This is a genomic window from Candidatus Paceibacterota bacterium (assembly GCA_035452965.1).
Taxonomy (GTDB): Bacteria; Verrucomicrobiota; Verrucomicrobiia; order Limisphaerales; family UBA8199; genus UBA8199.
Genome location: DAOTCE010000014.1, coordinates 1 through 24,762, shown reverse-complemented (window position 1 = coordinate 24,762; position 24,762 = coordinate 1). Strand labels below are relative to the sequence as shown.

The following is a 24,762-nucleotide window of genomic DNA, read 5'->3' as shown; positions in this document are numbered from 1 at the left end:
GCGGTGGCAAGCGAAGCGCGACACCGCTATCGTGGCTCGCAAGACAGTTTGGCAGGCTGCTGCGAGAGCCAAAGCGCCGTCGTCGCTGGCGCTCTGCCGGCGCAGTCCAAAAGGATGGGATGGCGGCGTAACCTTTGACCGGCTTTCCGGTAGTAAGCGGTGTATGAACAATGTGATGTTTGGGGCAATGATGGTGAGCATCTGGGAGATCCTGGTTGCGCTCTTGGTGCTGCTCGTCATGGCGGGCGTCGTGGCGGGAGCAATCGTGCTTGTCGTCTGGCTGATGCGGCGGGGGAAGTCGGCACCGCCGGTCGCTCCGCCGATTCGGCAACAGGAGCACATCGGGGCTGGCGCGGGCGAGACCAGAAGGTTCTCGTTCGCCGAGATTCGTGCCGGCCAGACCCATGTGCGCTGGGTGCCGTATGGGTTAGGTTTGGTGGCCGTCATACTCGGCTCGGGTGCCCTGAACGGATTGTTGCTGGCAGCGGGCGTGTGGAGCGGCGTGGACACTGTGCTGTTCGGCACGCTGGCCGGAGTGGTGGCGTTTAACCTTTATGTGATTTACCAGTTCAATAGACTGGGGAGGAGTGGAGAAGAGAACTCTATAGCCTCCAGGAACGCCCCTCAGAGTGAACCCTTGCGGTCAACCTCTTCAGCCACCAGGCGCAAGGGCAGGAAGTTCACGTTTGTCGAGGAGCCTAGTGGCGAAGTGCGGGTGCGGTGGAGGGTCTGCTGCATTTCGGCGCTTGGGGGGACGCTGGCCGCGGCGCTGGCCATCGAGTTGTTCCACGCGCTTGGTGGCTGGAAGTCCGAGCGCACGTTGCTCACGGCCATCTTCTGCGGGGTCGGGTCGGTTTGCGGCTGGGTGATCTATGAATGGAGCCAGGCGCGGAAGGCGCAGCGGATGCGGAGTGCGGGGACGTTTCCCACCGGGACAGAGAGCGCCCGCCCTCACCCCGGCCCTCTCCCCCAGGGAGAGGGAGAATCGTCGGCAGCCAAAGGTGTTAGCATGGGCCGCAGTGCGGAGCAGGCGCCGGGCAGTTGTCCTCGGTGCGGGGCGGCGGTGCCGGCGGAGGCACCGCAGGGGTTGTGTCCGCGCTGCGTGCTGGGGGTGGGGCTGGCAACGCAGACTGAGGCAACGGGGGAATCCGGGCCGCACGGCACCAAGGTCGTCCAAGCGCCGCCGGAACCTGCAGAGATCGCGAAGCATTTCCCGCAACTGGAGATTCTGGAGTGTCTGGGGCGGGGCGGGATGGGAGTGGTTTACAAGGCGCGGCAGCCGAAGTTGAACCGGCTGGTGGCGCTGAAGATTCTGGCGCCGGAGAAGGGGGCGGACCCGAAGTTCGCCGAGCGGTTCCTGCGCGAGGCGCAGGCGCTGGCGCGGTTGAACCACCCGAACATCGTCACCGTGCACGATTTCGGCGAGGCGGAGGGGTTGTATTACCTGCTGATGGAGTATGTGGACGGGATGACGCTGCGACAGCTTTTGCAGGGGCAGAAGCTGACGCCGGAGGAGGCGCTGAACATCGTGCCGAAGATCTGCGAGGCGCTGCAGTTCGCGCACGAGCTGGGGGTGGTGCACCGGGACATCAAGCCGGAGAACGTATTGGTGGACAGGCAAGGGCGGGTGAAGATTGCGGACTTCGGGATCGCGAAGATCGTGGCCGCCGACCAACCGCGGCAGGCGATCACGCAGGACCAGGTGGTGGGGACGCCGCATTACATGGCGCCGGAGCAAGTGGAGAAGCCGCAGTTGGTGGACCACCGGGCGGACATCTACTCGCTGGGCGTGGTGTTCTACGAGATGCTGACGGGCGAGCTGCCGCTGGGGAAGTTCCAGCCGCCGTCGAAGAAGGTGCAGGTGGATGTGCGGCTGGACGAGGTGGTGCTGCATGCCTTGGAGAAGGAGCCGGAGCGACGCTACCAGAGGGCCAGCGAGGTGAAGACGGCAGTGGAGACGATTGCGGCCACGCCCGGAGCGCCGGCGGCGGGGCGGGGCCTGCCTGCCGCTGGTGGTCCCGGGGCCGGCCCGCCGGTCGTCATCAAACGCTGGCGCGACGCATGGATTTGGAACTGGGAGTATATCCAGTTGTTCCTGATTGTGCCGCTGGTGGTGGTGGGGCTGGCTCTGCCTGTGCTGGTGCCCCGGATGGGACTGAAAGCGCTGTGGTTGATTGCCGCTGAGCTGGGGGGCATCGCGTTTGCCATCACGTATGCGATCGTGGGCCGGCAGGTCCGGCGCGCGCGGGCGGAGGTGCCCCGCACCGAGCGCGACGTGGCGGAGTGCCTGATGTTCCGGCGGCCGTTCCAGTCGCCCGGCGTGGCAGTGATGCACGAGGACCGGCTGGAGTTGATTCCCATCGTGGGCTCGCCGATCATCGTGCCGCTGGCGGACATCGTCGCGATCAAGGAGGTAAAGTGGTTCAACGGCACGCGGCTTTGGTTGAAGAAGGGCTTCGTGATGGACCTAGCCACCGGCCAGCGGGTGGGCGTGGCGGTGGCGGAGGTGTTTGCCCGCCGCTGGCGCGCAAAGTTGAGCCGGGGTGCGCTGCCGGAAACGCCGCAGGATGACGTCAGGACAAGGCGCATGGCCGGCTCCGGCAAACCGGCAGGCTGGGTGACGGGCATGCGATGGAGCGCGCGCATATTGGGCACGCTCCTGTTTGCCATCTACATGCTGTTTCTCGTGGGCGAAGGGCTGCCGCCAATGGGCTCGCAGCCTGAGGGCGTTCAGCTTGGGTTCCTGGCCAACGCCGTGATACTACTGGGATTCCTGGTCGGCTGGAAACGCGAGGGCGCCGCCGCGCTGCTGATTCTCTCGGGCTGCACCTTCTGGCATATCATCCAGGGCCGCATTGGCCTGAACGCCTTCCTGACCCCGCTGCCGGTGGGCATCCTCTATGGCCTTTGCTGGTGGGCGACGCAAGGCAGGCGGACGCTGGCAGCGGCCGGGACAATCGCCCTGCTGGCGGTGGCGCTGGCATTGGGAGGCTACTTCGCTCCGACCAACGTTTTCCTCATCGGCACGACGCGGGATGCGGCCACTGGAGCGCCGATTGCCAAGGCTGAGCTTACGCTGCAACCGCACAGGCCCTCTGCCGCCGCCAAAGACAAGGGCCCCAACGCCCGCTCCGACAAGACAGGCAAGTTCTACCTTTATGTGGGCTGGTACGCCCCGGAAAAGCAGGTCAGCATCTCCGCGCCTGGCTACGAGACGCTGACGGCCAACCTGGGCCCGCGGGCGCTGGGCCAGCGGAAGGTGAGCCGGGATTACCAGTTGCGGCGAGCGGACAGCGCGACCAGCGGCGAGAGCGAGAGTGCGGGCCGGAGGTTCGTGCGGATGGTGGTGGACAAGGACGCGATGACGTTTGAGGGGCAACCGACGACCTGGGAGACGGTGGGGGGGCTGCTGGAGCGGGTGCCGCACCGGGCGAAGACGGTGCTGGAGTGCGCCGTGACCTCGGACCAAATCACCGTGCAGCAGCAGAATGAGTGGTTCGGCAAGTGCAGTGGCTTGGCACAGGAACACGGTTTTGCCTATGCCAGCTTCGTCGGCGTTCATGCGCTGGGTTCGAGGGGAACAGGCGGGGCGGCTGCCGGGCATGTGACAGGTGCGCCAGCCCGGTTCGGTCCGGTGATCGAGCGGGTGGTGAACGACGACAGCGTGCAGCGCGACCTGGCGATTGACTTCGACAGCGGGAAGTTGTTTTCCCCGCCGCCCGGTCTGACTCCCGCGGACACGAACGCCTTCCTGGCGTGGGTGCGGGGCAACGGGATTGACGCCATCGGCGAAACGAGCCAGAGCATCCGCGGCCTGGCAGGGCTGGAAATGGTGGCGCGCCCGGTGAACGCGGAGCTGTGGAAGGCGCTGACACCGCGCGCGGCCCTGACGGATGATGTACTGAAGCATGGCACGCCTGGTTCGCCGGTGTTTTTAAGCGCCAAGGGGGCGCTGCCGGAGACGTACCTGTTCAGAACTCGGGAGGGCGGGATCGGGCTGGTGCAGATCACGGGCTTCTCGGGAGAGCCGCGCGGGGTGGAGATTCGTTACAAGCTGGTGGAGAGCGGCGGGCTGAGTGAGAGTCCGCCGGCTGATCGGGAGGGGGACTTTGTGGCGGAGCACCGGGCGGAGTTGGGCCAGAAGGCGTTGGATGCGGCCCGGGAGTTCGTGGAAGAGCACAAGTGGAAGATGCGGAGTGAGTTTGGCGATCAGGCACGAGTGGTCCTGAGGGCTACTGACGCGGCGGGCAAGCAGATCATGTTTGAGGAGGCTGCGATGGAGGACGGCACGGCGCGCTTCACGATCATCGCCGAGCCGGGGGCCGAGCTCTCCGCCCAGCGCATCGGCGCGGCGATCTGGCGGCGGCTGGGATGGGTTCATGAAAGCCCGGGTGTGGCCGCGCAACCCACGCCACCGCCGGTCGCCCGGGCGGAGGCGGGCATGTATCAGATCACGCTAGCCAACGGGATAACGGTCGAGGTGGTGGCTGTGGCGCGCGATCCGCTGAGGAGCTGGCTTTGGTGGAAGCCCGATGGCACGCCGCTGCCGCAGCCGCCGGGCGAGGCTGTCGAGTTCCAGCCCGCGGGCATGTGGACGAGGAAGAGCGTCGGCTCGAACGACTGCGCTATCCTCGTGCGCCACGGCGGCCGACTCCCCTCGAAGTGGCAGGGGGGGCGGCAATACACGCCCCGCGGAGAGTTCATCGGCCACTTCGGAGTCAAGGGGGTGGGAATGGCGGAAGTGATACGTTTTCCGGCGGGCACGAAGGAAGCGGCCATGCACGTGGCCACCGCAGCGGATCGGCCATGGGAAGCGGTGGCGGTGTTTGACGGGAGCCGGACCCGGGTGCTGATCGAGGGGATACAGGTCCTGTGCACGCACCTGCGGCACGACCCGGATGGGAAGTGCCTGGACGTGTCGCACAACGTGGACCGGGGACAATACGCGCTGCGGATGATGGCCAGGTTCAAGAGCGGCAAACGCGAGGAGGTGGGGCTGCATTCCGGAGTGTTGAGCGCCCAGGAGACGCAGGGATACGTCTTCCTTGATCCGAGCGAGCCCGATTTGCGCGCCGGGGACATCGCGGAATTCGTGCTCGAACGCACGCCGTGGGTGAGCGGGGAGATTGGCGGAATCGCGCTGGCGCCGCGCACGGCCACGACGCTGAAGCCGCTCAGCTTTGGCCCGGCGATCGAGCGGGAGCTGGGGGGCTGGCCGAGTCTGGACTGCACGGTCTTGGATCTGGACCAAGGGAGGCTGCTGGTGGTGCCGACGAACATCGTCGCGGGCAGCATGAACAATCCGCGCCCGCTGCTGCACTGGATGGTGGAGCGGGGGGCGGACCTGACGGTGCAGATGGGCGCGGGGCCGGCGCTGCACCTGGATGACGGCGTGCTGCTGCGGCTGGAGGGCGGGGCAACGTTTGAGAGCGTGGCTGCCTCGACAGTGCGCCGCCAACTGGCAGGCGGCGGCGGGGCGCAGGATGTGAGTATTCCCCGCACCGAGGTGCAGGCGCAGCCGGTGTTCGTCTATCGCACCCGCGAAGGCGGCATGGGCGTGCTGCAGGTGCTGGGGCCGAGCCAGAATCGGTTCAACCTCCGGATTCGGTTCAAGGCGGCGCTGCCGCTGCGATGATCGGGCGCTCATTCTCCTGACCTCATGCCCTGGCAACACGCGGATCCTGCCAGTGACCTCCGGCTTGGCCGGAAGTGACTGACATGGGGGTGTTCCTATTCATGCCGTTACTGACTCAATTTGAGTCACAGGAACAGCCGTGGGTGGGCTGGAGGTGCTCGAATTCTAAGCGAGGTCGCTTCCCAATGCGCTTTAGGCGCTGGGCCTCGCACCATTTGCCGTTCGGAAGTGCACACCTCTGGGACTGAGCGGACCCTTCATCACTCTCCTTCTCCCTTTGGAAGGACTGGGGGAGAATGGCGGGCAAGGAATGGAGCAATTGCAGAACTGCAACTGGCATCAGACGGCACCAGACTTGCTTAGTTACGCTCGTCAACCGCATTTGCCGTAGAACGCTTTCGCATGAGCTTATTGTGTCTATTGTTGCGTGGGCAAGGCCGGCCGAAGTCGCATTCGGCCCGGCCGCCAGGGGTATTTTCGTGCTTATGCTGCCGGATCGGCGGCGGGGCAGGTCCGGCGCCTGCTGGAGAGTCCAGCCGCCTCGGGCGGATAGGCAGCATCCCGTGCCTGGCCAAGGAATCACACGTCCATGAAAAATAAGGCAACAGCAGCAAACTCACCTTGCACAGCCGTCCTGGTGGACGATGACTTAACCAGCCGCTGGCTGTTGCGCGGGGTGTTGAAGCGGCTTGGGTTCACACTTCTGGCGGAGGCGACGAATGGAGATGAGGGCGTTTCAGCAGTCAGCCGGACGAAACCGGACATCGTCCTGCTGGATGTCTGCATGCCGTTTCAGACCGGGCCGGGCGCGCTGCCGGCGATTATCGCGGCGCATCCGGCGGCCAAGGTTGTGATGCTAACCTCGATGGCCGACGAAGCCACAGTGCGGGACTGTATTCAAAAGGGCGCTGCGGAGTACCTGCGCAAAGATACACCCGTGGAGGAGCTTTGCCGTGTGCTGACCGGGTTGCGGCAGAAGATCGCGGCTCGGCGTGGCCTGGAGGTGAGCTGTGCGTGAAGCAAAGCTACGGCATTTTGATCTCGACTCTCTTCTCGCGGAGATTCCCGAGGACGAGGCCGTGTGCCGCGCGGTGCCGCGCATTCTATCGCAAGACGATATTCGCCGACTGATTGAAGACAGCCGCCGTCGCAAAGAGCAGGCCGGCCCCAAGGCTTCACCGCATGAGGAGTGACTCGTTTCTAAAGTTGGTTGTTGACCGGGGGCTGATTTCCGCCGAGCAGGCGGAGAAACTCTCCGCCAAGCACGGCAAAGCGACCCTGGCGATCCTGGAGGAGCTGATTGACCGGTACGAGACGGCGAAGCCGGAGCTGTGCCAGATGTACGGTGACACCCTTGGGGTGGCGTACCTGGACATGACCCGCACGATCATCCAGCCGGATGTGGTCAAGCTTTTGCCGCGTGACTTCGCCGTCAAGCATCAGATGATCGCCATCTATCGCTTTGCCGACAGCATCACAGTGGCCGCAGCCGAGCCCCTGAACCCAACGGTGCTGGACGATGCCTCGCGATTGGTGTCCATGCCGGTGAATGCCGTGTTCAGCCTGCCGGGCGAGATCAAGGACGCCATCGAGGTGGAGTACTCCACTGTCGCCGTCTTGCAGGAAAGCCAGGCGCAAATGGGACTGAAGCATGTGTTCGTGGAGGAATCTGAGGCAACTCCGCAGCGCCTGGCGGGAGTGGCCGCCGACCAGAGCATCGTCCAGTTGACGCGCCAGCTCCTGATTTGCGCGCTGAGAGAAAGAGCCAGCGACATTCATATCGAACCGTCGCAGCACGAGGTTCGAGTCCGTTTCCGCATAGATGGAATGCTCCAGGAGCGATTTCAGCTTGATCGCCGGCTGCTGGCTCCGCTGGCATCGCGCCTTAAGATCATGGCGGGGTGTGACATCGCCGAGCGACGCCGGCCGCAGGACGGTCGCATTGCCTTCGAACTGGCGACCCGCTCCCTGGATGTGCGCTTTTCCTGTGTGCCGGCCATGGATGGCGAGAAGCTTGCGCTGCGGCTTCTGGGGAGCGTGCGCGGGCGGCCGATCCCACTATTGGAAGAGCTGGACTTCTCAAAGGACTGTCTGAACACGGTTAAACAGATCGCCGCCAACTCGAGCGGAGTGTTCTTCGTCACCGGACCGACGGGTTCCGGCAAAACGACCACCCTCTATTCGGTCCTCAAGCTGCTGAATGAACCCAGGGTGCACATCATGACCGTGGAGGATCCGGTGGAGTACCGGCTGCCTGGCACCACCCAGGTGCAGGTCAATGAGGCCGTGGACCTGACTTTCCTGACGACCTTGCGCAGCTTCCTCCGGCAAGACCCCAACATCATTCTGGTGGGGGAAGTGCGGGACAAGGACACAGCCAAGATTGTCACACAAGCGGCCCTAACCGGCCACTTGGTGATGACTACCTTGCATACCAACAGCGCCATGCAGGCGGTAACCCGGCTCATCGAGATCGGCGTGGAGCCGTTTCTGGTGGCCTCGGCAGTCGTCGGCGTGAGCGCTCAGCGTCTCGTGCGCAGGATTTGCCTGGAATGCCGGGAGGAGATCCCGATGCCGAAGGCCGTGGCCGAGCGCTACTTTGGCGATGTCGGAGGTCGAACGGTAAGCATGTGGCATGGTCGCGGCTGCGATGCCTGCCGCGGAACCGGCTACAGCGGACGATTGGCCATCCACGAGGTGTTCATCCTCACGGATGAAGCTCGCCGTCTTATCGCCGAAGGGGCTACCGTTCTGGATCTCCAGCCCCTGGCCGAGGAGAGTGGTTATCGTCCCATGGTGTACGACGGGGTGAAGAAAGTTCTGCGCGGTCTGACCACCCTGGCCGAGGTGGAACGCGTAACTTCAATCCCCGAGGAGTAGCCTCCGTCCTGCGCGGACGCCCGCGCTGCATTTAGAGGGTTGCCATTGCCCGCCGGGACGGGTATGGAACAGAAACCGATGAATGCAACCTTCCGGTTCTCAGCTCCGCTCCTGGTCGGCGCGATGTTCTTCAGTGGCTGCGCAACCCCGCCGCCCGAGACCGAACCCTCGCTGCGCTCGGAGATGGACGCATCCGTAGACCTGATCGCGGCTACCGCCGACCTTGCCGGGACCGACGCGACGCTCCTGCATCCCAACTACGTTTGGGCGACGCTCAAGCACCGGGAACAGGACACGAAGATCAACGCCGCCTTCGAGCAGGCGCTCACGCAGAGGACCCCCGAATCCCAGCTCGCCCTGGTTCGCGCCCTCGAGTTGAAATTCATACATGACCCGAAGACCTCGGGCCTCGACATCCTGGGCCCAGAATTGAGCCAGCATTTCCGCAGGTTCGAGTGGCAGGAGAATGATTTCCCGGGATCGCCCGATGGTCCCAATGAGCAATTCGCCGACGTGATGGTGGACGTGGTGGACCTGGTGCGGCCGGAGCGCCGGGCCAACAGCACGCGCGACGCGGTCGTCCTGCGCGCGGAAGCCACCGACGCGGTCTGGGAGTACATGACCGGCCAGTGGGTGGCCGTGCCGGGCCAGGAGCGCTGGATGCTCAACCGTCACGCGAAGGACTCGTTTGTCCGCATGCGCGAGCAAGCCACGGCCGAGGGCGTGGACCTGGTGATTCTCTCGGCGCACCGGCGCCGCCAGACGGCCGAGGCGAACGCGGCCCGCGCGGGGAATTCGAACGCGGTCGCGAGCTTCTCGTCGCACTCACTGGGGCTGGCGATTGACTTCGACATGAGCCACCGCGACGAGATCAAGTTCAGGGGACTCTCGACCCGTCCCATGTCGGAACTCGTGCGCATGCGCGAATCGCCGGTGCACAAGTGGCTGCTGCTGCGCGGCGAGGAGTTCGGCTGGTATCCCTACCAGAACGAGCCGTGGCATTGGGAGTACAACCCGCCGGGCTTCCGCGAGATCTTCTGGGCCGACTTCCCCGGCGGGGCGCCGGCGCGGGGAATCATCGTTGAGGAGCCGTAAAGGCGAGCAGCCTCGGGCCGGGATGACTTCCAGAGCGCTGTTGATTATTTCCGTGGCGGCGAACGTGGTGCTGGCGGGGGTGCTGCTTTCACGCAAGCAGCCCGGTTCGGAGCGGGCTGAAGCCGCCGGAGGCCGTGGGGCCGCGCCCGCCGCCGAGGTCGTTTCGGCAAGCCGGGCGCTGCCTGTCCTGCCGACGAATGCCGCTCCGGCGGCGTTCGACTGGCGGCAGGTGGAGTCGCCCGACTACCGTCAATACGTCGCCAACCTCCGCGCCATCGGCTGCCCGGGGGAGACGATCAAGGACATCGTCATCGCTGACGCCATGAAATTCTATGCTCAACGATCGCGGGCGGTCCAGACCCGCCGGCCGTTCAAGTATTGGGAAGCTGACGAAAAGGACCGCCTTCCGAAGGAACAGAGGGAGCAGTTCAACCGAGCCAAGCAAGACTACGAGAAGGACCTTCCCAGACTGCTGCATGAACTGCTGGGCATCAATCTCGCGCGGGAAATGGCACAATACCTACCCGCGGGCGGGCTATTCGGCACCGGTGCGGGCGAGGAAGAGTTGAGGAAGCTGGGCATGTTTTCGGAGGAGAAGCAGCAGAGGCTCTCAGCCTGGCGCGATGAGTATGAATGGCGGCGCGACGCGGTGGACGACGCCGAGTTGAACCCCGCCGACCGTGCGGCACAACTGCGCCAGCTCGAGCGGGAACAGCAAGCCGTCCTGGCGGGCATTTTGACACCAGCGGAGATCGAGGAGTACGAAATGGCTTTTTCCCAGACCGGCGACACGCTGCGCTCCAGACTGGTCGGCTTCGATCCCAGCGCCGAGGAATTTCGCCGGCTGTTCCAGTTCCAGAAGACGTTCGACGACAAGTACGCGAACGCCGACACGGCCGATCCCCAGGTCGCGCGCGAGAAGGAGGCGGACCAGGCGCGGCTGGAGGATGCCATCCGGCAGCAATTGGGCGACGCCCGGTTTGCCGAGTATCAACGCTCGGGGGACCAGACCTATCAGGAGCTCTGCTTCTTCGGCGCGGAGCATGAGCTGTCTCCCGCCATCGCGATCAGCGCCTTCGGGATCAAGCAGGCGGCGGAGCGGGCGAGGCAGGAGTTGCTGGCCACCTCGGGGCTCAGTGCCGAGCAGCGGGGGGAGCGGCTGAAGGCCATCGCGGCGGAAACGCGGGCGGCGTTGCGCGAAGCGATGGGCAGCGACACCTTCACTCGCTATGACCAGATTTACGGCGGGTGGATTCAGGTGTTGGGGCGAAGACCGAAGGAATAGACACGCTGGGCGCGGCTCGGTATCCTCCACGTCACCAAATGACTTCCAGTGGCCGAGAGACGCCGGGCACGGAGACGCCGCATGCGCCGGCGGGATGCTTCGTCACCACGCATTGGTCGGTGGTGGTGGCGGCTGGGCGCAGCGACACAACGCGCGCCCACGCGGCGCTGGAGAAGCTCTGCCGGGCGTACTGGTTTCCCCTTTATGCCTATGCGCGGCGGCGCGGCTACTCGGTGGAGGACGCGCAGGACCTGACGCAGGAGTTCTTCGCGCGGGTGCTCGAACACCACTGGCTGGCGCGGGCGGACCAGGCCCGGGGCCGGTTTCGCACCTTCCTGTTGACCGCCATGGAGCGGTTCATGGCCAACGAATGGGACAAGGTGCGCGCGCTCAAACGGGGCGGCGGGCAGAGAAACGTTCCCATTCAACTGGATACGGCGGAGACGCGCTACGGGGTGGAGCCGGCGGATACCCAGACGCCCGAGCAGGCGTTTGAATACCGTTGGGCGGTGGCCCTGCTGGACGAGGTGGTCGGGCAGCTTGAGGCCGAGTTCCGCGCCCGGGATCAAGTCGAGCTGTTTACCACACTCAAGCCCTGCCTGGTGGGGGACCGGGCCTCGCAACCCTACGCGGAGCTGGCGGCCAGGTTGCGGATGGAGGAGGGGGCGGTGAAAGTGGCGGTGCATCGATTGCGCCAGCGGTATCGGGAGCTGCTCCGGGCGGAGATTGCCAATACGGTGGACTCGCCGGGCGAGGTGGATGCCGAGATGAGGCATTTGTTTAACGTGCTGGCGCGATCAGCGTGATCCACTTAACCCAGGTATTGAACACTCAGGCGTCGCTTTTCATTAACACCGGGGCTTCAGCCCGGTGCAAGCGCGTGCTTTGGAATGCCCAACTGTGTCAACAGTTTGTCCCCCAGCGGGGCAAGCCGTTGAAACGGCTGCTGGCTCTGTGGGCGTCTTTACACCGGGCTAAAGCCCCGGTGTTAATGGGGGGCGGGTGGCCTGCCCTGTACCAAATCCAAGCTCGCCGGGTTGCCTGCTTTTCCGTGTAACCTCGGCCCGGCGTTGCTTAACAGACGGCTGGAACAGAGTTATGGATACTGAACATATTTGCCCATCCTGCCGGAAGCCGCTGCCGGCCGGCGCGCCGCAGGGGTTGTGCCCGGAATGCCTGATGAAGGCGGGGTTTGGGAGCGGGGTGGCCCCCGAACCGGGGCAGCCGAGCCGCACACCGGCCTTCGTGCCGCCGGCGGCGGCGGAGATGGCGCGGCTCTTCCCCCAGTTCGAGATCATGGAGCTGCTGGGGCAGGGGGGGATGGGGGCGGTTTACAAAGCCCGGCAGCCGGCGCTGGACCGGCTGGTGGCGCTGAAGATCCTGCCGCCCGAGACAGGCCCCGACACCGGGTTTGCGGACCGGTTCACGCGCGAGGCACGGGCGCTGGCCAGACTGAGCCATCCCAACATCGTGGCGGTGCACGAGTTCGGACAGGCGGGCGGGCTGCACTACTTCGTCATGGAGTACGTGGAAGGGCTGAACCTGCGGCAGTTGCAGCAGGCGGGTCGGCTCGCGCCGCGCGAAGCGCTGAAGATCATCCCGCAAATCTGCGACGCCCTCCAGTTCGCGCATGACGAGGGGATCGTGCACCGGGACATCAAGCCCGAGAACGTGATGCTCGACACGAAGGGGCGGGTGAAGATTACCGACTTCGGGCTGGCGAAGATTCTGGGTCGCGAGCCGACCGCCGTGCGCCTGACCGGCGCTAGGGATGTCATGGGCACCCCGCACTACATGGCGCCGGAGCAAATCGAGCATCCGCAGGAAGTGGATCACCGGGCGGATATCTATTCGCTGGGCGTGGTCTTCTACGAGATGCTGACCGGCGAGCTGCCATTGGGCAAGTTCCAGGCACCGTCCAAGAAGGTGCAAGTGGATGTGCGGCTGGACGAGGTGGTGCTGCATGCGCTGGAGAAGGAACCGGAGCGGCGTTATCAGCAGGCCAGCCAGGTGAAGACGGATGTCGAAACGATTGGCCGCACACCGCCGTCGGCGGACATAGGGCCAAAGGAAATGGCGGAGCTGCGCCGCCACTTGCTGGTCAAGGCCGGCTGCTTCGCGTTCGCCGCCCTTTGCTTCCTCATTGCGACCTTTTCGTTTGCGGCATCGGACCAGGCGCTGCCCGCGGTGCTAAGCGTGGTGGCGACAGTGTTCCTGGGCATTGCCGCTTATCGCCATTTCTCCGGGGCGCAGCGGTGCAGTGTCGAAAGCACCGGCAGCAGCGAGCGGAGGTCAGACTCGACTCGAAGCCAGGGCAGGGGTCAGGGAGAATCGGCCGCCCTCGAACGGGCGAGGCGCCTGGTGAAGTGGCCGGCGATCGGCCTCATCACGACGAGCCTGCTCGGCCCGTTCATGCTGGGCTTCCTGATAACCATCGGACGCATGAAGGCCGGCGCATGGATGTTCCTGCCGCTGGTTCTTCAGATTGCGCTGATCGTTGTGACGGTACTCGGGAGCTATAAGCTGCTGCACCTGGAATCGCACCGATGGGCGATTGCCGGGGGCATCGCTGGTTGTGCCGGGTCATTCCTCAACTTCCTGTGCCTGCCATTTGCCGTATGGTCGCTGGCGGCCGCCAACCGGCGCGACGTGCGAGACTTGTTTGGCAAGGTACCCGTCACCGGCGCTCGAGGCTCGCCCGGTGCCCAACACCCTGCAAGAGCGTGGAAGCTGCCTTTCGAGCCAGCGTGGTATCTGGGCATCATCGCAGGACTAGCCTTGGTTGCGGGCTTGATCGCCTGGGGTATGTGGGAGCGCAGGTTTGCGGTCAGTCCCGACGCTGTGGTCCACATCGAAGAAGAGCTCGCGCGGGAATTGAAAGCACGGGTGATTGCCGCTGATTTCGGTGTGGCATCGGTCTCCGTGAACATTGATCGCGCCAGGCGTAATCGCGCCGAATGCCTGATAGGCGGCCTGGTAAAATATTGGGGGGCGGGACCACAGGAACCCGGCAGGCAGCGAATGTATTCCGAGGTAGCCGGGGGCGGGGTATTCCGCCACGAAGGCAGCGGATTATGGTCGTTCGTGGGAAACGGCGCGCTTCAGAAGTTGCGATTTCACGTGACTGCCCGGGCCACCACGTATCACGGCCAGAACGCTTTTGAGGTCCAGCAGAAGCTGGGCAAGGAGGTCGTACGTTATCTGGAGGCCGAGGGGTATCGTTGGGATCAACAAACCCTGGCAATCCACTACTTCATCAATCCTGACGTCGCAGAGTGCACTATCGAGGGACTGCGGAAGCTGGTGGGCGAGGGGCTGGAAAGCGGTTCCAAAACGCAGCTCTCTGAAGCACTATCGGGAGAGTTGGACATTCGCCACAGCGGCAAAGGCCTTTGGGCCGTTCAGGGCAGCGGTGATCTCACCAATGTCACCTTCACTGTGGACACCGCTGCGGAAATGGGCCCTCTGAGATTTCCATACCCCACACGAGAGGACCCTGACCCTGCGACCCGCCTGGTTGAGCGTGCGTCCAAATCCCGGCCACCCGCACGCAGCCAATTCCCAAAGGATGCCCACATCGGGGGAGGCAATTACTCAGTGATGGTTTACCATGATGATGTGGACCTGCACTACGCGCTCTTTTACGCGGGCGAGTTCAGTTCTACTACGCAGGGCTCTCGAAATTCCAGAAGCCAAGCGTGGACAGACGACGGCAGCCTCAAGCTCAAGAGCGGGCGCACCTTCGGCTATCTGCGCGAGTCTCCGCGCCCGGACCGCCTGCGCATCAACGGGAAGGAGTATAATCTGCGGCAGGGACGCGTGTTTGCCCTCAGCGACGATGGGAACGTGGCGCAAATGGCCTTGTTTCCGCCGCTGGAAGTTGCGCGTGATCCACAGCAGCTCGCCGGTCTGGTCGCAAGTTCGGACGCTTCGCTGCCGTTCAGTCAGGCCAGGCCGGGCCAGTTCAAGGTCAGCCTCACCAACGGTCTGGAGTTCGAGGTGCTGGCCGTGGCGAGCAGCCCGCGCTCCAGCTCCGTCTGGTGGCGGCCGGACGGCACGCTCCTGCCCGAGGCGCCGGGTGACAGGCTGGGTGCCTTCTCGACCCTGTGCCCGGACAGAAGAGACGGCACCGAGTTTGCCCTCCTGACCAGGCGCGCTGGAGAGTTTGTGCCGGAGACGGAGCTGTTGCTGGGCTTTGAGCCCCGGCCCCACTATGTCACCTGCACTGACCTCTACCAGGGCAGTCAGGCCAAAGGGCGGGTGACCCTCATCGGCTTTCTTGACGTCGTGCCCGGGAGCCTTATCTGCAAGATCGGGCTGGCCGATGGCGCGTGGGAACGCGTGGCCACCTGGGACCAGGCGGGCGTTCTGTTGAAGAACGAGAGCGGTAGCACCGTGCGGTTGATCCGCTCCGGCGCCGATGACCAAACGTGCCTCAAGCTCGATCACAACCTCGATCCCAGGAAGTTCGCGCTGCGTCTCGCTGCCAGGTTGAAGAATGGGGAGCACACGACTGCCCGGCTATGCCGCGTTGAGTATGCCGGCTTGCAGAATGTCCACACCTGCTCGCTGATCCAGAACCTGCAGGACTCGGAGGTGGTCGCCTACGAGCTTTACCGTCTGCCGCTGCGCTGGGCGCGGGTTTCGGGCATCGCGACAAGGCCTACGGTGCCTCCCATTGAGGGCAGCTCAGGCGGACTCGGTTCACGCGGCACGCCGTCACGGTTGGAGGACTTGTCGCAGGCGGACCAAGCGCGGGCGGTGGCGCTGTTCAATGACATCGAGGATTTCGGGCACGAGTTCGAGGCGGCGTTTGCGAGCAAGAGCGTGCCGGCGGCGGAGACGGGCACGCGGCGGCTGCTGAATCTGCTGAGCAACTACAATGCGGTGGTGAAGGGGACGGGGTATGAGTTCTCCTCTGGCATCTTTAAGGACATCGGCAAGGTGCAGCAGGCGCTGAAGGGAGGCGATTGGAACAAGGTGCAGGAGGCCGCGCGGGGCAACGACGCATACCGCCAGGAGTTCAAGCGCATCGCCGGCCGGATGGTCGAGCTGGCGCGGCAACAGCGGCCGGCCGGCGCCACGTCCTTCGGCCCGGTGATCGAGAGGGTGGTTGTCGGGGCAGGGGACAAGAACCGGCGGTTCATAGACTTGGACGAGGGGCGGCTGTTTGCGGCGGCGGAGTATTTTGGGCCGAAAGCCGAGCCCAGCCCGGCTGAGACGGAGAAATGGCTGAGAGAGACCGGGATTGACGCGGTGGCCGACACGAGGGCGGCCTACGGCGGGCTGGTTGGGTTTAACATGGTGGCGGCGCCAGTGCCCAATGAAGAGTGGGAGCGGCTGCCGCCGTCCGGGCTCGATTACTATTTCGCGATGACCACACTCGGCACGCCTGTCACCATGTCGGGCAAAGGGAGGCTGCCGGCGACTTACGCCGTGAAGACACGCGAAGGGGGGAGGGGCTTGCTGCAAATCGTGTGGTTGAGCACCAACGACCCGCCGACGGTGAAGATACGCTACAAGCTGGTCGAGTCGGCCCGGACCAACGCAGCCATGTTGCCGCTGACGGCGAGCGTGCGGTCATTGGAGGCCAACCAGGCACGGCGATACTGGCGATGGCAGATCAAGCGACCCACGCCCGCGCGGCTGATTTATGGGGTGCTGGATGTCACCGACCCACAGCATCCACAGCGTGTGGTCACGGGGATGGAAGGCAAGGGGGGTCAGGGCACACAGGACTACGCGTTGCGTGTGAATCCAGAACCCGATAAGTGGAAGGTGGAAATCGAAGATGCGTGGGCGGGAGAGAATGGTGGGCGGGGCGCCATCTGGGAGTACGTGCGCTGTCAAACAGACGCGACCGTGACTGGTACTGGCATGCGCCCGCCAGCCACGTTGACTACCACCAACTATTCGATGCTCTGGAAGGGCGAACTCGCAGGCAGAGGCGGTCGCACACTCAAGTCGCTCTGGTTTGTGGCCCGCCTGGCCGAGGCAGATGACCCAGTGAAAGACATCCTGGGCCCGTCAGACGCAGTGCGCACCTTCGACGGCAAGCCGCTGCCCATTGGGCCGTAGTGGCGGGAGGGCAAGCGTCCGCCCGAGCCAGCCCGGCGCTAGTGGCGCCTGGCTTAAGGTCCATTGGCGGATCGCCCCCCTCGCCGACGCGAAGGACGCGGTGAGCGACAATCGCCAGGCCTCGGACTTGGTCTGCAGGTTCGACGGCAATCTGCTGTCCGCGGCGCCGCAGTGCTTCCGCTGCGCTTGCCTTGGTGGTGTCTGGAGCGTGCGTGGCCCGGGTTGGGACGGTGTTGGTAGCATGATTAGAGCATGATTGGAGCATGATTGGAGCATCATTGGGCCTTGATTCGCCCTCGGGCCTCCTGTTCCCGCACTTGACCCGCCGGCAGCTTCAAGCCGCGGCTCATCTCCATGAGCACTTTGCCCTTACAGCCATGACCTTGTAGCCGGGCAGGGGCGCTTGAGTGCGCGCCGTCGAGCGGCGTTTCGTAACGACTCGCTTAAAGGCTGCGCTGTTCATTGGGTTTTGTCAAGGGGCAGGTAGCCGCCGCAGTAATCCCTCCGTCTGGCAGGGTGCATTCGCCGAAGTCGCCATCGTTCGGCCGCTTCGGCGAGGCGGCCCCAACTAATACTGAGGCCTTACGGCCTCGCCAGCGCGTATGCATGAAGGCGCGCGGGCATCATGCCCGCTTGTCTGGTCTGCAACCGAAAAGCGGGCAGGATGCCCGCGCGCCTCCGGCGGCTTCATGCATACGCGCTGCGGCCTCGCGGCTTCTGCAAGTTCTCCATTGACAAGGGGCAGCGGTGGGCCTAGAATGGCAGCGCTGGGCCAAGAATGGCAGCGCTGGGCCAAGAATGGCAGCAGGTCCAGCGAGATTGGGAGACTATGAATGATTATGAAGACGACATTGAGAATTGTGCTGGTGGCAGCTTTCGGGTGGGCGCTGGGTGGCAGCAACGCATCAGCGGCGCTGTATTCCCAGGACTTCAACGTGGATGACACGGCGAATTGGACCGTGAACGATCCCGGGCTTTCGGACACGACGGTGGACTTCTTCTACGACTATTCGGCGATTGGCGTGCCCGCCGCTCCGAACGGGTCGGGCACGCGCGGGCTCAAGATGACAGCGAACAATTTCAGCGGTGTATTCAGCGGGTTCAGCGTGTCACCGACCGGCGAGAGTTTCTCGGGGGATTACCGGGTGAGTTTCGACATGTGGCAAAACTATGTAGGGCCGCTGGGCCCTGGGGGCAACGGCAGCACGCAGCTTGCCCTGTATGGGATTGGCACGGCCGGCAATGTCGCGTTCTGGCCTGGCGCGGCGACCAAGGAGAGCGTTGCCTTTGGCACGACGCTCGACGGGGGTTCCGCCTCAGATTACCGGGCGTACTCATCGGCGGCCACAAGCAGCTATCCCGCCGGCAACGCCGTGTATCAGTCGCCGGGCGGAGGCATCAATAATAGCGCGGTTTACTACACAGACTTTTTCCCAGCGCAAGCCGCACCAGCCGCGCAGGTGGGGCTGTTCCCCGGGCAGACCGGTTCGACCGATGCCGGCGAAACGAGCTTCGCGTGGCGGCGCGTGGTTATCGAGGTCGCCGGCGGGCTCGCGGGTTGGTCCATTGACGGGTTGCCGTTGGCGGTGGTTGACCTTAGCACCGTCACGCTGGGAGGAGGTAACATCCTTTTCGCATTCAGCGACACTAACGCGGGTTCATCTGCTGACCCCAACAACATTCTCCTGAACATCGCCCTCTTCGATAACATCGAAGTGAGCCAGATACCCGAACCTGGCACGATGGGCCTGTTGCTCCTGGGTTTGCCGCTGCTAGCGTTGCGCCGAAAGGCTGCGGCTTAAACGCCCGGCATTCAGCTCAAGACCCTCGAGCCGGCAGGAAGCTCCTGCCGGTTTGTTTTTTTGCGGGTACGGCGGGTGAGCGAACTGAGATGGGCCCGCCGGAGCGCAGAGGGAGGGATTGATACAGTCACGGATGCCGAAGGCGAAGCCCGAGGCCGGAGAGGAGCAAGCGCCAGGGGGCATGCGTATTGTCTGATGCGAAATCAATTCCATGCGTTTCCGTTGTTTGCCCCCTTTATTTGCGTGGCATGCGGTTGTCTCAGGGGCTGTCTTCGTTCTTCAACCCTTTCAACAGGGCATAGATGGCCATGGCATGGCCATGCCCGAGGTGGAAGTCCTTTTTTAACCACTTGACGATTGCACCCGCTTTTACTCCCGCTGTGAGCAGACCGCCATCGGTGAATCCTCTCTTCTCGGCGAGCGCCCGGAACTCGGCCGGGCTTTTGCCGGTCTTGGTTCTAATATTGGTGAGGTAGGCCTGGTAGGACATGGTGTTTGGGTGGTTGATTGTTCTGGTGACTAATTTCGACCACTCGTTACTTCAGTGCGTGTTACCGCGCCGGAACATCCAGCGCAACAGGCAGGGTTCGCGCAGAACCAGCCCCGTCCAAACCAGCACGCCACAGCCGACGGCGAAACCGGCGGGGAAAGCCCCGCTTCCATGAACGATGTGCGTAGCCGCCGCCCCGCCAAGAAAACCGGTCAGAAGCACCGCCCCAAAGAGGGCGGTCCGAGGAACCACGTAGATAACGGTGCAGGCGAGCAACAGTAAGCCGATTGCCGCAGCCATGTCCGGGCCGATGCCCATTTTCTGGCAGGCATCCATCACTGGAGCGACGCGAATCACCTTGGTGATTCCGTCGAAGGCCAGGAACAGCACCATCAACCCGGTGAGCCCCGTGCCCGCCTTCCGCATCGTTCCGGCCCTGGATGAAGGTTGCGCCGGCGTTTGAATGATTGTGTCGCAGTTCATATTCACAGCCACAGCTTGGCACGCAGCGCAGCTTATTTCTTGTATAAAAACGACAACTGATCCTGGCCTTGCGAGATGCGCCCGGGGCTTTGCCCGGCGAATCGCCGCAGGGATCGCGTGAGGTGTGCCTGATCGTAGTAACCCGCTTGATGCGCCACATCGAGGATTGAGATACCTTGCCTCAAAAGCAAAACGGCGCGGCGTGCCCGCTCTATCTGGTAGATTGCCCCGCAGGTTAGCCCCGTGACCTGCCGTACGCGCCGCTGCTCCGTGCGCTGTGAAACATTCTGCAACTCACCGCTGATCGCCGCCTTCGCGGTGCGATCCTCGCAAAGCAACCCGCGCCGGGCGAGTCGGTTTACGAACGCTTCCATGTTTGCAAAACTGGGAAACTCCCAAGCTGAGCCATCCAGCCAGAACGACCGCCCCGTGGCGTTTGGCAACACCAAGTCATTTCGGTCGCGCAACCCGCTGGGACGCAGCAATGGCATGAAGGAGCCGAGTTTGAAGAGGACCCCGACCCACTCGCCCTGCGCCGGACAATCCGCCATCGTTGCCTTGGTTTCAGGCCCGCGCACGATGAACGAAACCTTGCCCTGAAGGCGCATGACCACCATTCCCCAATGACAGGACGCCAGGGAAGTAAACCTGCCCGCCTGGTCGCTTCGACTCCTCCAAACCCGTTCGATGAACGGAGAGTCCGACGGGCGATCCTCGAACGTAATTAGAGTCTCGCCCTTGGCAACCCGGTGATTGGCGACTTCCTTCATTTCATTCGCAAGCGACCCGGGAGTATAATCTGACTTGGCGTTGGCGTAAAGCTGCTGCCCGTTGTGTGAGATCCCGGGACTTACGCCCCGACCTTTGCCGGAGAGTGTCTGTCCCTGGGCACGGCAAGGCGCGAAAGCACCGCTGTGTGAGAATCAGTCACCCGCGCAGCACTGAGCACAGGCGGGGGCGCAAAAGCAATCTACCGGTTGTTGGGTAGCGGGAGCGGAACGTAGCCTATGTAGTGGTCCACGGTGGTAGATCCCATGACGAAGGGCGCGGTTTCAGTGACGGCGAAGCCCATTTTCTTGTACCAGCTCACGGCGTGGGTATTCTTGACCATTACGCCGAGCCAGATTCGGTCGGCGCCCAACTGGCGGGCGTGTTGTTCAGCGCAAGCCATCAGGCGGTGGCCAAGCCCGAGGCCCTGTTTGGCCGGCCGGATGTAGAGTTGGTGCATGTAAAACCGCTGCTCCGCACGGGCGTGAAACAATTTTGCGTAACCCGCCACCACACCTTCCATCTCCACGAGGAGGCCGGTTACGTCCGGATCGGCGAAGAGCATTTCCAGTTTCTCCTGCGAATAGTGCGCCTGGAGGTAACCGGCAAGGTCCTCGCGCGGGATGAATGAGCCGTAGGCATCCAGCCACGTCTCGCGCAGCAGGTTCTGGATGGCGGGCAGGTCGGGCGGGGTCCAGCGGCGGATGGCAATGTTCATCGAGCGTCAATATGGTGTTGTGGTCGGGATTATTGAGCGGAGGGGCGAGGAAGCGTCAACCGGAAAGCGGGGTTTGCGAGGGCTCACGTCATATGGAGATAGACCGGTTCTGCTGGCCAGCGGAACCTGGCTTTGGGGCGATGCTCGCCTGGTGAGGCAGAAACTGCTTTTGTCGGGTGGCCGGCTGAGGCATGCTTCGGCGCGCAATACGACAGGAATAATGACTGCTTACGACATTGTGCAGGAAGAATTGAAGACCGCGCTCAAGGTGTGGCTGGTCACCGGTGTGGCTGGGTTCATCGGGTCGAACCTGCTGGAGGCATTGCTGAAACTGGACCAGCGGGTGATCGGGTTGGACAACTTTTCGACCGGCAAGCGGAGGAACCTGGAGGAGGTCAAAGAGGCGGTCAGCCAGGCGCAGTGGTCGCGGTTACGAATCCGGGAGGGGGACATCGGGGACCTGGCCCTCTGCCGGGAGGCGTGCGCGGGAGTGGATTTCGTGTTGCACGAGGCGGCGCTTGGTTCGGTGCCGTTGTCCATGACCGATCCGCTTGGGGCGCATGAGAGCAACGTAACAGGGTTCCTGAACATGTTGCTGGCGGCGCGGGATGCGGGGGTGAAACGGTTTGTTTACGCGTCGAGCAGCGCGGTGTACGGAAATGAACGGGGATTGCCCGCCACGGAGGGGAGCGAGGGCAGGCCGCTATCCCCCTACGCGGCGACGAAGAGCATTAACGAAGTGTATGCGCAGGCGTTCGCGCAGGCCTATGGCCTTGGCTGCATCGGCCTGAGATACTTCAATGTGTTCGGACCGCGCCAGGACCCGGAGGGGGCCTACGCGGCGGTGATTCCGCACTGGATTGCGGCGCTGCTCAAGCGGCAGCCGGTGCATATCAACGGCGACGGGGAGACGAGCCGGGACTTTTGTTACGTGGCCAACGTGGTGCAAGCCAATCTGCTGGCCGCGACGACCAGGAAGGCCGGGGCATTGGACGAGGTTTATAACGTCGCCCTTGGCCAGCGGACGACGCTCAACGAGCTTTTCCGGCTGCTGGAGAGCGCCTTGCGCGCCAGGGACGCGTCGGTGCCGGAGCAGAAGCCGATCTATCGCGACTTCCGGCCCGGCGACGTGCGGCACTCGGTGGCGGACATCGGCAAGGCGCGACGGCTGCTCGGGTATGCTCCCACACACAGCATTCAGGCAGGGTTGGATCTGGCGATGGATTGGTATCGGCGAAATGTGGGTTGAGTGGAAAGGGGACATGCGGATGGAAGCACAGGAGGACACGAGCGGCTTCCCGGCGCGACAACGGCTGCCCTGCCGGGGCTTAATCGCTCAGTCGGGCAGGGCGCTTTCGTCGAAAGCACCACTGTTTGACCGCCTCGGCGAGGCGGCCCCCCCAGGCCTTACACCGGGGCGAAGTTTTTTGTTCCCAGGGGGGTTATGAACGGGTTACACTAGGCCGCAATCCGACGGGCAGCGAGTCGCCGGATGATGATCTGAGATAAGCTATGCCGTGGTTGGAACAACTGCAGTCCGCCGATTGGAGCGAGGCAGGCTGGATTGCCCTGGCCGCCTATGTCCTGGGGTGCTTCACCACAGGTTACTACCTAGTCCGGTTTCGCACCGGACAGGACTTGCGGGAGGTGGGCAGCGGCAGCGTGGGTGCGCGGAACGTGGGTCGGTTGCTGGGGTGGCGGGGTTTCGTGCTGACGGCGCTGGGGGATTTTGGCAAAGGCGCGCTGGCGGTGTGGGCGGCGCGGCATTTCACGATGGATGACACGATCTGCACCCTGGCTCTGCTGGCCGTCGTGGCGGGGCATGTGTGGCCGGTGCAATTGTGTTTCCGCGGGGGCAAAGGAGTAGCAACCGCGCTGGGCGCGCTGTTGTTTTATGACTGGCAATTGGCGCTGGTTTTCGTGGTCCTGTTTGCCGGGGCGTTTGCTGTGCTGCGAAGAACCATTTTACCCGGTTTATTTGCGTTGGCGTGTCTGCCGCTGGCAAGCGCGTATCTGGCGCGCGGGGAGACGGAGGTGGCCGGCACTACCGCCCTGGCGGGGTTGGTGCTGATTGCGCATCGGAGGAACCTGATGTCTGAATTCTCGAATTTCGTGGAGCATCGCAATGTTCACCCCAAACACGACTCACCTGAAGCATGAGCGCTAAGCCTGCATTGGTGTTCAAGTTCGCTAATGAGGATTGGGAATTTGAGCAGGTTCACCGGCTCAACTACCGAACCTTCGTCGAGGAGATTCCCCAGCACCAGGCCGCGCCAACACATCGGTTGGTGGACAAGTTCCACGCGGAGAACACTTACCTGATCTGCCTGTGCGGGCGGAAGCTCGTCGGCATGCTGGCGGTGCGTGGGAACCGGCCCTTTTCGCTCGATCAGAAGCTCGAGCGGCTGGATTCGTATCTGCCGGCGGGGCGCAGGATTTGCGAAATTCGTCTCCTGGCGATCGAGAAGAAGTATCGCGGGGCCCAGGTGCTGCAAGGCATTCTGGCGCTGCTTTGGCAGCACGGCATTGAGAAGGGGTACGACCTGGCGATCATTTCCGGCACGACACGGCAGTTCAAATTGTATCAGCACCTGGGATTTGTGCCGTTCGGGCCATTGGTGGGGACCGGCGAAGCGCAGTTTCAGCCGATGTACGTGACCTTGGAGACGTTTGAGAATACCGCGCGCGAGTTCCTGCGCTCCTCCCCCTCACGCGCATTCCAGCCCAGCGCGGTGAGTTTCCTGCCAGGGCCGGTGACGGTTCGCCGCGAAGTACGGCGGGCCTTTGAGCAGGCACCGGAATCGCACCGGGCGGACGCGTTCATTAAGGACTTCCACGCCACGAAGCAGGTGCTCTGTGAGCTGGTCAAGGCACGGAGCGTGGAGCTGTTCCTGGGGTCGGGCACGTTGGCCAATGATGTGGTTGGCGGCCAGCTTTCGCTGGAGCGCAAGCCGGGGCTGGTGCTGAGCAACGGCGAGTTTGGCGAGCGGTTGGTGGATCACGCGCGGCGGTGGGGCCTGGCCTTCGAAACGGTGGAGCATTCCTGGGGCGAACCGCTCGACCTCGGAGCGGTGCGCCGGTGTCTCGAACGCGCACCCGCACTTGCCTGGGTCTGGTGCGCCCACTGCGAGACCTCGACCGGGCTGCTAAATGACCTGGGCCGGCTGAAACACCTCTGCGCGGAGTTCGACGTGAAGCTGTGCGTGGATTGCATCAGCTCGATTGGCACCGTGCCGGTGGACTTGCGCGGCGTCTGGCTGGCCTCGTGTGCCAGCGGCAAGGGATTGCGGTCGTATCCGGGTCTCTCAATGGTCTTCTACGATCACAAGATTGTGCCCAGCGCGCACGCATTGCCGCGCTACCTGGATCTGGGTTACTACGCGGCGCTGGACGGGGTGCCGTTCACGTTCTCGTCCAACCTGTTGCACGCCCTGGCCGCGGCGGTCCGGCGTGTCGGGTGGGAGGAACGATTTGCCGGGCTGGTCGAGCTTTCGGCCTGGCTGCGCGCGCGTTTGCGTGAGCTGGGAT

General features: G+C 63.8%; 16 protein-coding genes. 12 read left to right on the top strand and 4 right to left on the bottom strand.

What is annotated here, in order from left to right; genetic code table 11:
* Positions 1–163: 163 nt before the first annotated feature.
* From P5205_12325 to P5205_12285, 9 genes are all read left to right on the top strand, one after another.
* The gene (locus P5205_12325; GenBank protein HSA11146.1) at positions 164–5,635 is read left to right on the top strand and encodes a protein kinase; all 5,472 of its coding nucleotides are present in this window, start codon (positions 164–166) and stop codon (positions 5,633–5,635) included.
* Positions 5,636–6,224: 589 nt separating this feature from the next.
* A complete protein-coding gene (locus P5205_12320; protein ID HSA11145.1) occupies positions 6,225–6,653 on the top strand; it encodes a response regulator transcription factor in 429 nt (142 codons plus the stop codon).
* A complete protein-coding gene (locus tag P5205_12315) occupies positions 6,646–6,828 on the top strand; it encodes a hypothetical protein (GenBank protein ID HSA11144.1) in 183 nt (60 codons plus the stop codon). Before P5205_12320 ends, P5205_12315 begins: the two co-directional genes overlap by 8 nt.
* Positions 6,818–8,515 (top strand): GspE/PulE family protein, encoded by a 1,698-nt coding sequence (locus P5205_12310; protein ID HSA11143.1) that lies wholly within the window; start codon positions 6,818–6,820, stop codon positions 8,513–8,515. The genes P5205_12315 and P5205_12310 overlap by 11 nt, the downstream gene beginning before the upstream one ends.
* Positions 8,516–8,593: 78 nt before the next feature.
* Entirely contained in the window at positions 8,594–9,610 is a 1,017-nt protein-coding gene (locus tag P5205_12305; GenBank protein HSA11142.1) for a M15 family metallopeptidase, read from the top strand.
* A gap of 22 nt (positions 9,611–9,632) precedes the next feature.
* Positions 9,633–10,895 carry a hypothetical protein gene (locus tag P5205_12300; protein ID HSA11141.1) on the top strand — a complete coding sequence of 421 codons (1,263 nt, stop codon included), beginning with the start codon at positions 9,633–9,635 and terminating at the stop codon, positions 10,893–10,895.
* 38 nt (positions 10,896–10,933) lie between these two features.
* Complete coding sequence (locus tag P5205_12295) at positions 10,934–11,701, top strand: sigma-70 family RNA polymerase sigma factor (GenBank protein HSA11140.1); 768 nt, start codon at positions 10,934–10,936, stop codon at positions 11,699–11,701.
* Between the two features lie 292 nt (positions 11,702–11,993).
* Positions 11,994–16,973, top strand: coding sequence for a serine/threonine-protein kinase (locus P5205_12290; protein ID HSA11139.1), 4,980 nt, complete (start codon positions 11,994–11,996; stop codon positions 16,971–16,973).
* Positions 16,974–17,812: 839 nt separating this feature from the next.
* A complete protein-coding gene (locus tag P5205_12285) occupies positions 17,813–18,775 on the top strand; it encodes a PEP-CTERM sorting domain-containing protein (protein ID HSA11138.1) in 963 nt (320 codons plus the stop codon).
* A gap of 259 nt (positions 18,776–19,034) precedes the next feature.
* On the opposite strand, the gene P5205_12280 is transcribed toward P5205_12285, so the two are convergent.
* The 4 genes from P5205_12280 to P5205_12265 all read right to left on the bottom strand — a co-directional run bounded on the left by P5205_12280 (position 19,035) and on the right by P5205_12265 (position 21,234).
* Positions 19,035–19,265, bottom strand: coding sequence for a DUF4287 domain-containing protein (locus P5205_12280; GenBank protein ID HSA11137.1), 231 nt, complete (start codon positions 19,263–19,265; stop codon positions 19,035–19,037).
* 51 nt (positions 19,266–19,316) lie between these two features.
* Entirely contained in the window at positions 19,317–19,748 is a 432-nt protein-coding gene (locus P5205_12275) for a DoxX family protein (protein ID HSA11136.1), read from the bottom strand.
* Positions 19,749–19,780: 32 nt separating this feature from the next.
* Positions 19,781–20,518: a helix-turn-helix domain-containing protein gene (locus tag P5205_12270; GenBank protein ID HSA11135.1), complete on the bottom strand. Its 738-nt coding sequence runs from the start codon at positions 20,516–20,518 to the stop codon at positions 19,781–19,783.
* A 200-nt stretch (positions 20,519–20,718) separates the two neighbouring features.
* Positions 20,719–21,234: a GNAT family N-acetyltransferase gene (locus P5205_12265; protein HSA11134.1), complete on the bottom strand. Its 516-nt coding sequence runs from the start codon at positions 21,232–21,234 to the stop codon at positions 20,719–20,721.
* 220 nt (positions 21,235–21,454) lie between these two features.
* Here P5205_12265 and P5205_12260 point away from each other — a divergent pair, with 220 nt between their 5' ends.
* The 3 genes from P5205_12260 to P5205_12250 form a co-directional block, all read left to right on the top strand.
* On the top strand, positions 21,455–22,483 hold the full coding sequence (locus P5205_12260) for an SDR family oxidoreductase (protein ID HSA11133.1): 1,029 nt from the start codon (positions 21,455–21,457) through the stop codon (positions 22,481–22,483).
* Positions 22,484–22,746: 263 nt separating this feature from the next.
* Complete coding sequence (locus P5205_12255; protein ID HSA11132.1) at positions 22,747–23,394, top strand: glycerol-3-phosphate acyltransferase; 648 nt, start codon at positions 22,747–22,749, stop codon at positions 23,392–23,394.
* A partial coding sequence (locus P5205_12250) for a GNAT family N-acyltransferase (protein ID HSA11131.1) occupies positions 23,391–24,762 on the top strand: 1,372 nt, incomplete at its 3' end. The genes P5205_12255 and P5205_12250, both read left to right, overlap by 4 nt.

Excerpts from the sequence above, each read along its gene's own strand:
- P5205_12325 (HSA11146.1), top strand. The coding sequence starts at position 164 with ATGAACAATGTGATGTTTGGGGCAATGATGGTGAGCATCTGGGAGATC.
- P5205_12320 (HSA11145.1), top strand. The coding sequence starts at position 6,225 with ATGAAAAATAAGGCAACAGCAGCAAACTCACCTTGCACAGCCGTCCTG.
- P5205_12310 (HSA11143.1), top strand. The coding sequence starts at position 6,818 with ATGAGGAGTGACTCGTTTCTAAAGTTGGTTGTTGACCGGGGGCTGATT.
- P5205_12305 (HSA11142.1), top strand. The coding sequence starts at position 8,594 with ATGAATGCAACCTTCCGGTTCTCAGCTCCGCTCCTGGTCGGCGCGATG.
- P5205_12300 (HSA11141.1), top strand. The coding sequence starts at position 9,633 with ATGACTTCCAGAGCGCTGTTGATTATTTCCGTGGCGGCGAACGTGGTG.
- P5205_12295 (HSA11140.1), top strand. The coding sequence starts at position 10,934 with ATGACTTCCAGTGGCCGAGAGACGCCGGGCACGGAGACGCCGCATGCG.
- P5205_12290 (HSA11139.1), top strand. The coding sequence starts at position 11,994 with ATGGATACTGAACATATTTGCCCATCCTGCCGGAAGCCGCTGCCGGCC.
- P5205_12285 (HSA11138.1), top strand. The coding sequence starts at position 17,813 with ATGAAGACGACATTGAGAATTGTGCTGGTGGCAGCTTTCGGGTGGGCG.
- P5205_12280 (HSA11137.1), bottom strand. The coding sequence starts at position 19,265 with ATGTCCTACCAGGCCTACCTCACCAATATTAGAACCAAGACCGGCAAA.
- P5205_12275 (HSA11136.1), bottom strand. The coding sequence starts at position 19,748 with ATGAACTGCGACACAATCATTCAAACGCCGGCGCAACCTTCATCCAGG.
- P5205_12270 (HSA11135.1), bottom strand. The coding sequence starts at position 20,518 with ATGAAGGAAGTCGCCAATCACCGGGTTGCCAAGGGCGAGACTCTAATT.
- P5205_12265 (HSA11134.1), bottom strand. The coding sequence starts at position 21,234 with ATGAACATTGCCATCCGCCGCTGGACCCCGCCCGACCTGCCCGCCATC.
- P5205_12260 (HSA11133.1), top strand. The coding sequence starts at position 21,455 with ATGACTGCTTACGACATTGTGCAGGAAGAATTGAAGACCGCGCTCAAG.
- P5205_12255 (HSA11132.1), top strand. The coding sequence starts at position 22,747 with ATGCCGTGGTTGGAACAACTGCAGTCCGCCGATTGGAGCGAGGCAGGC.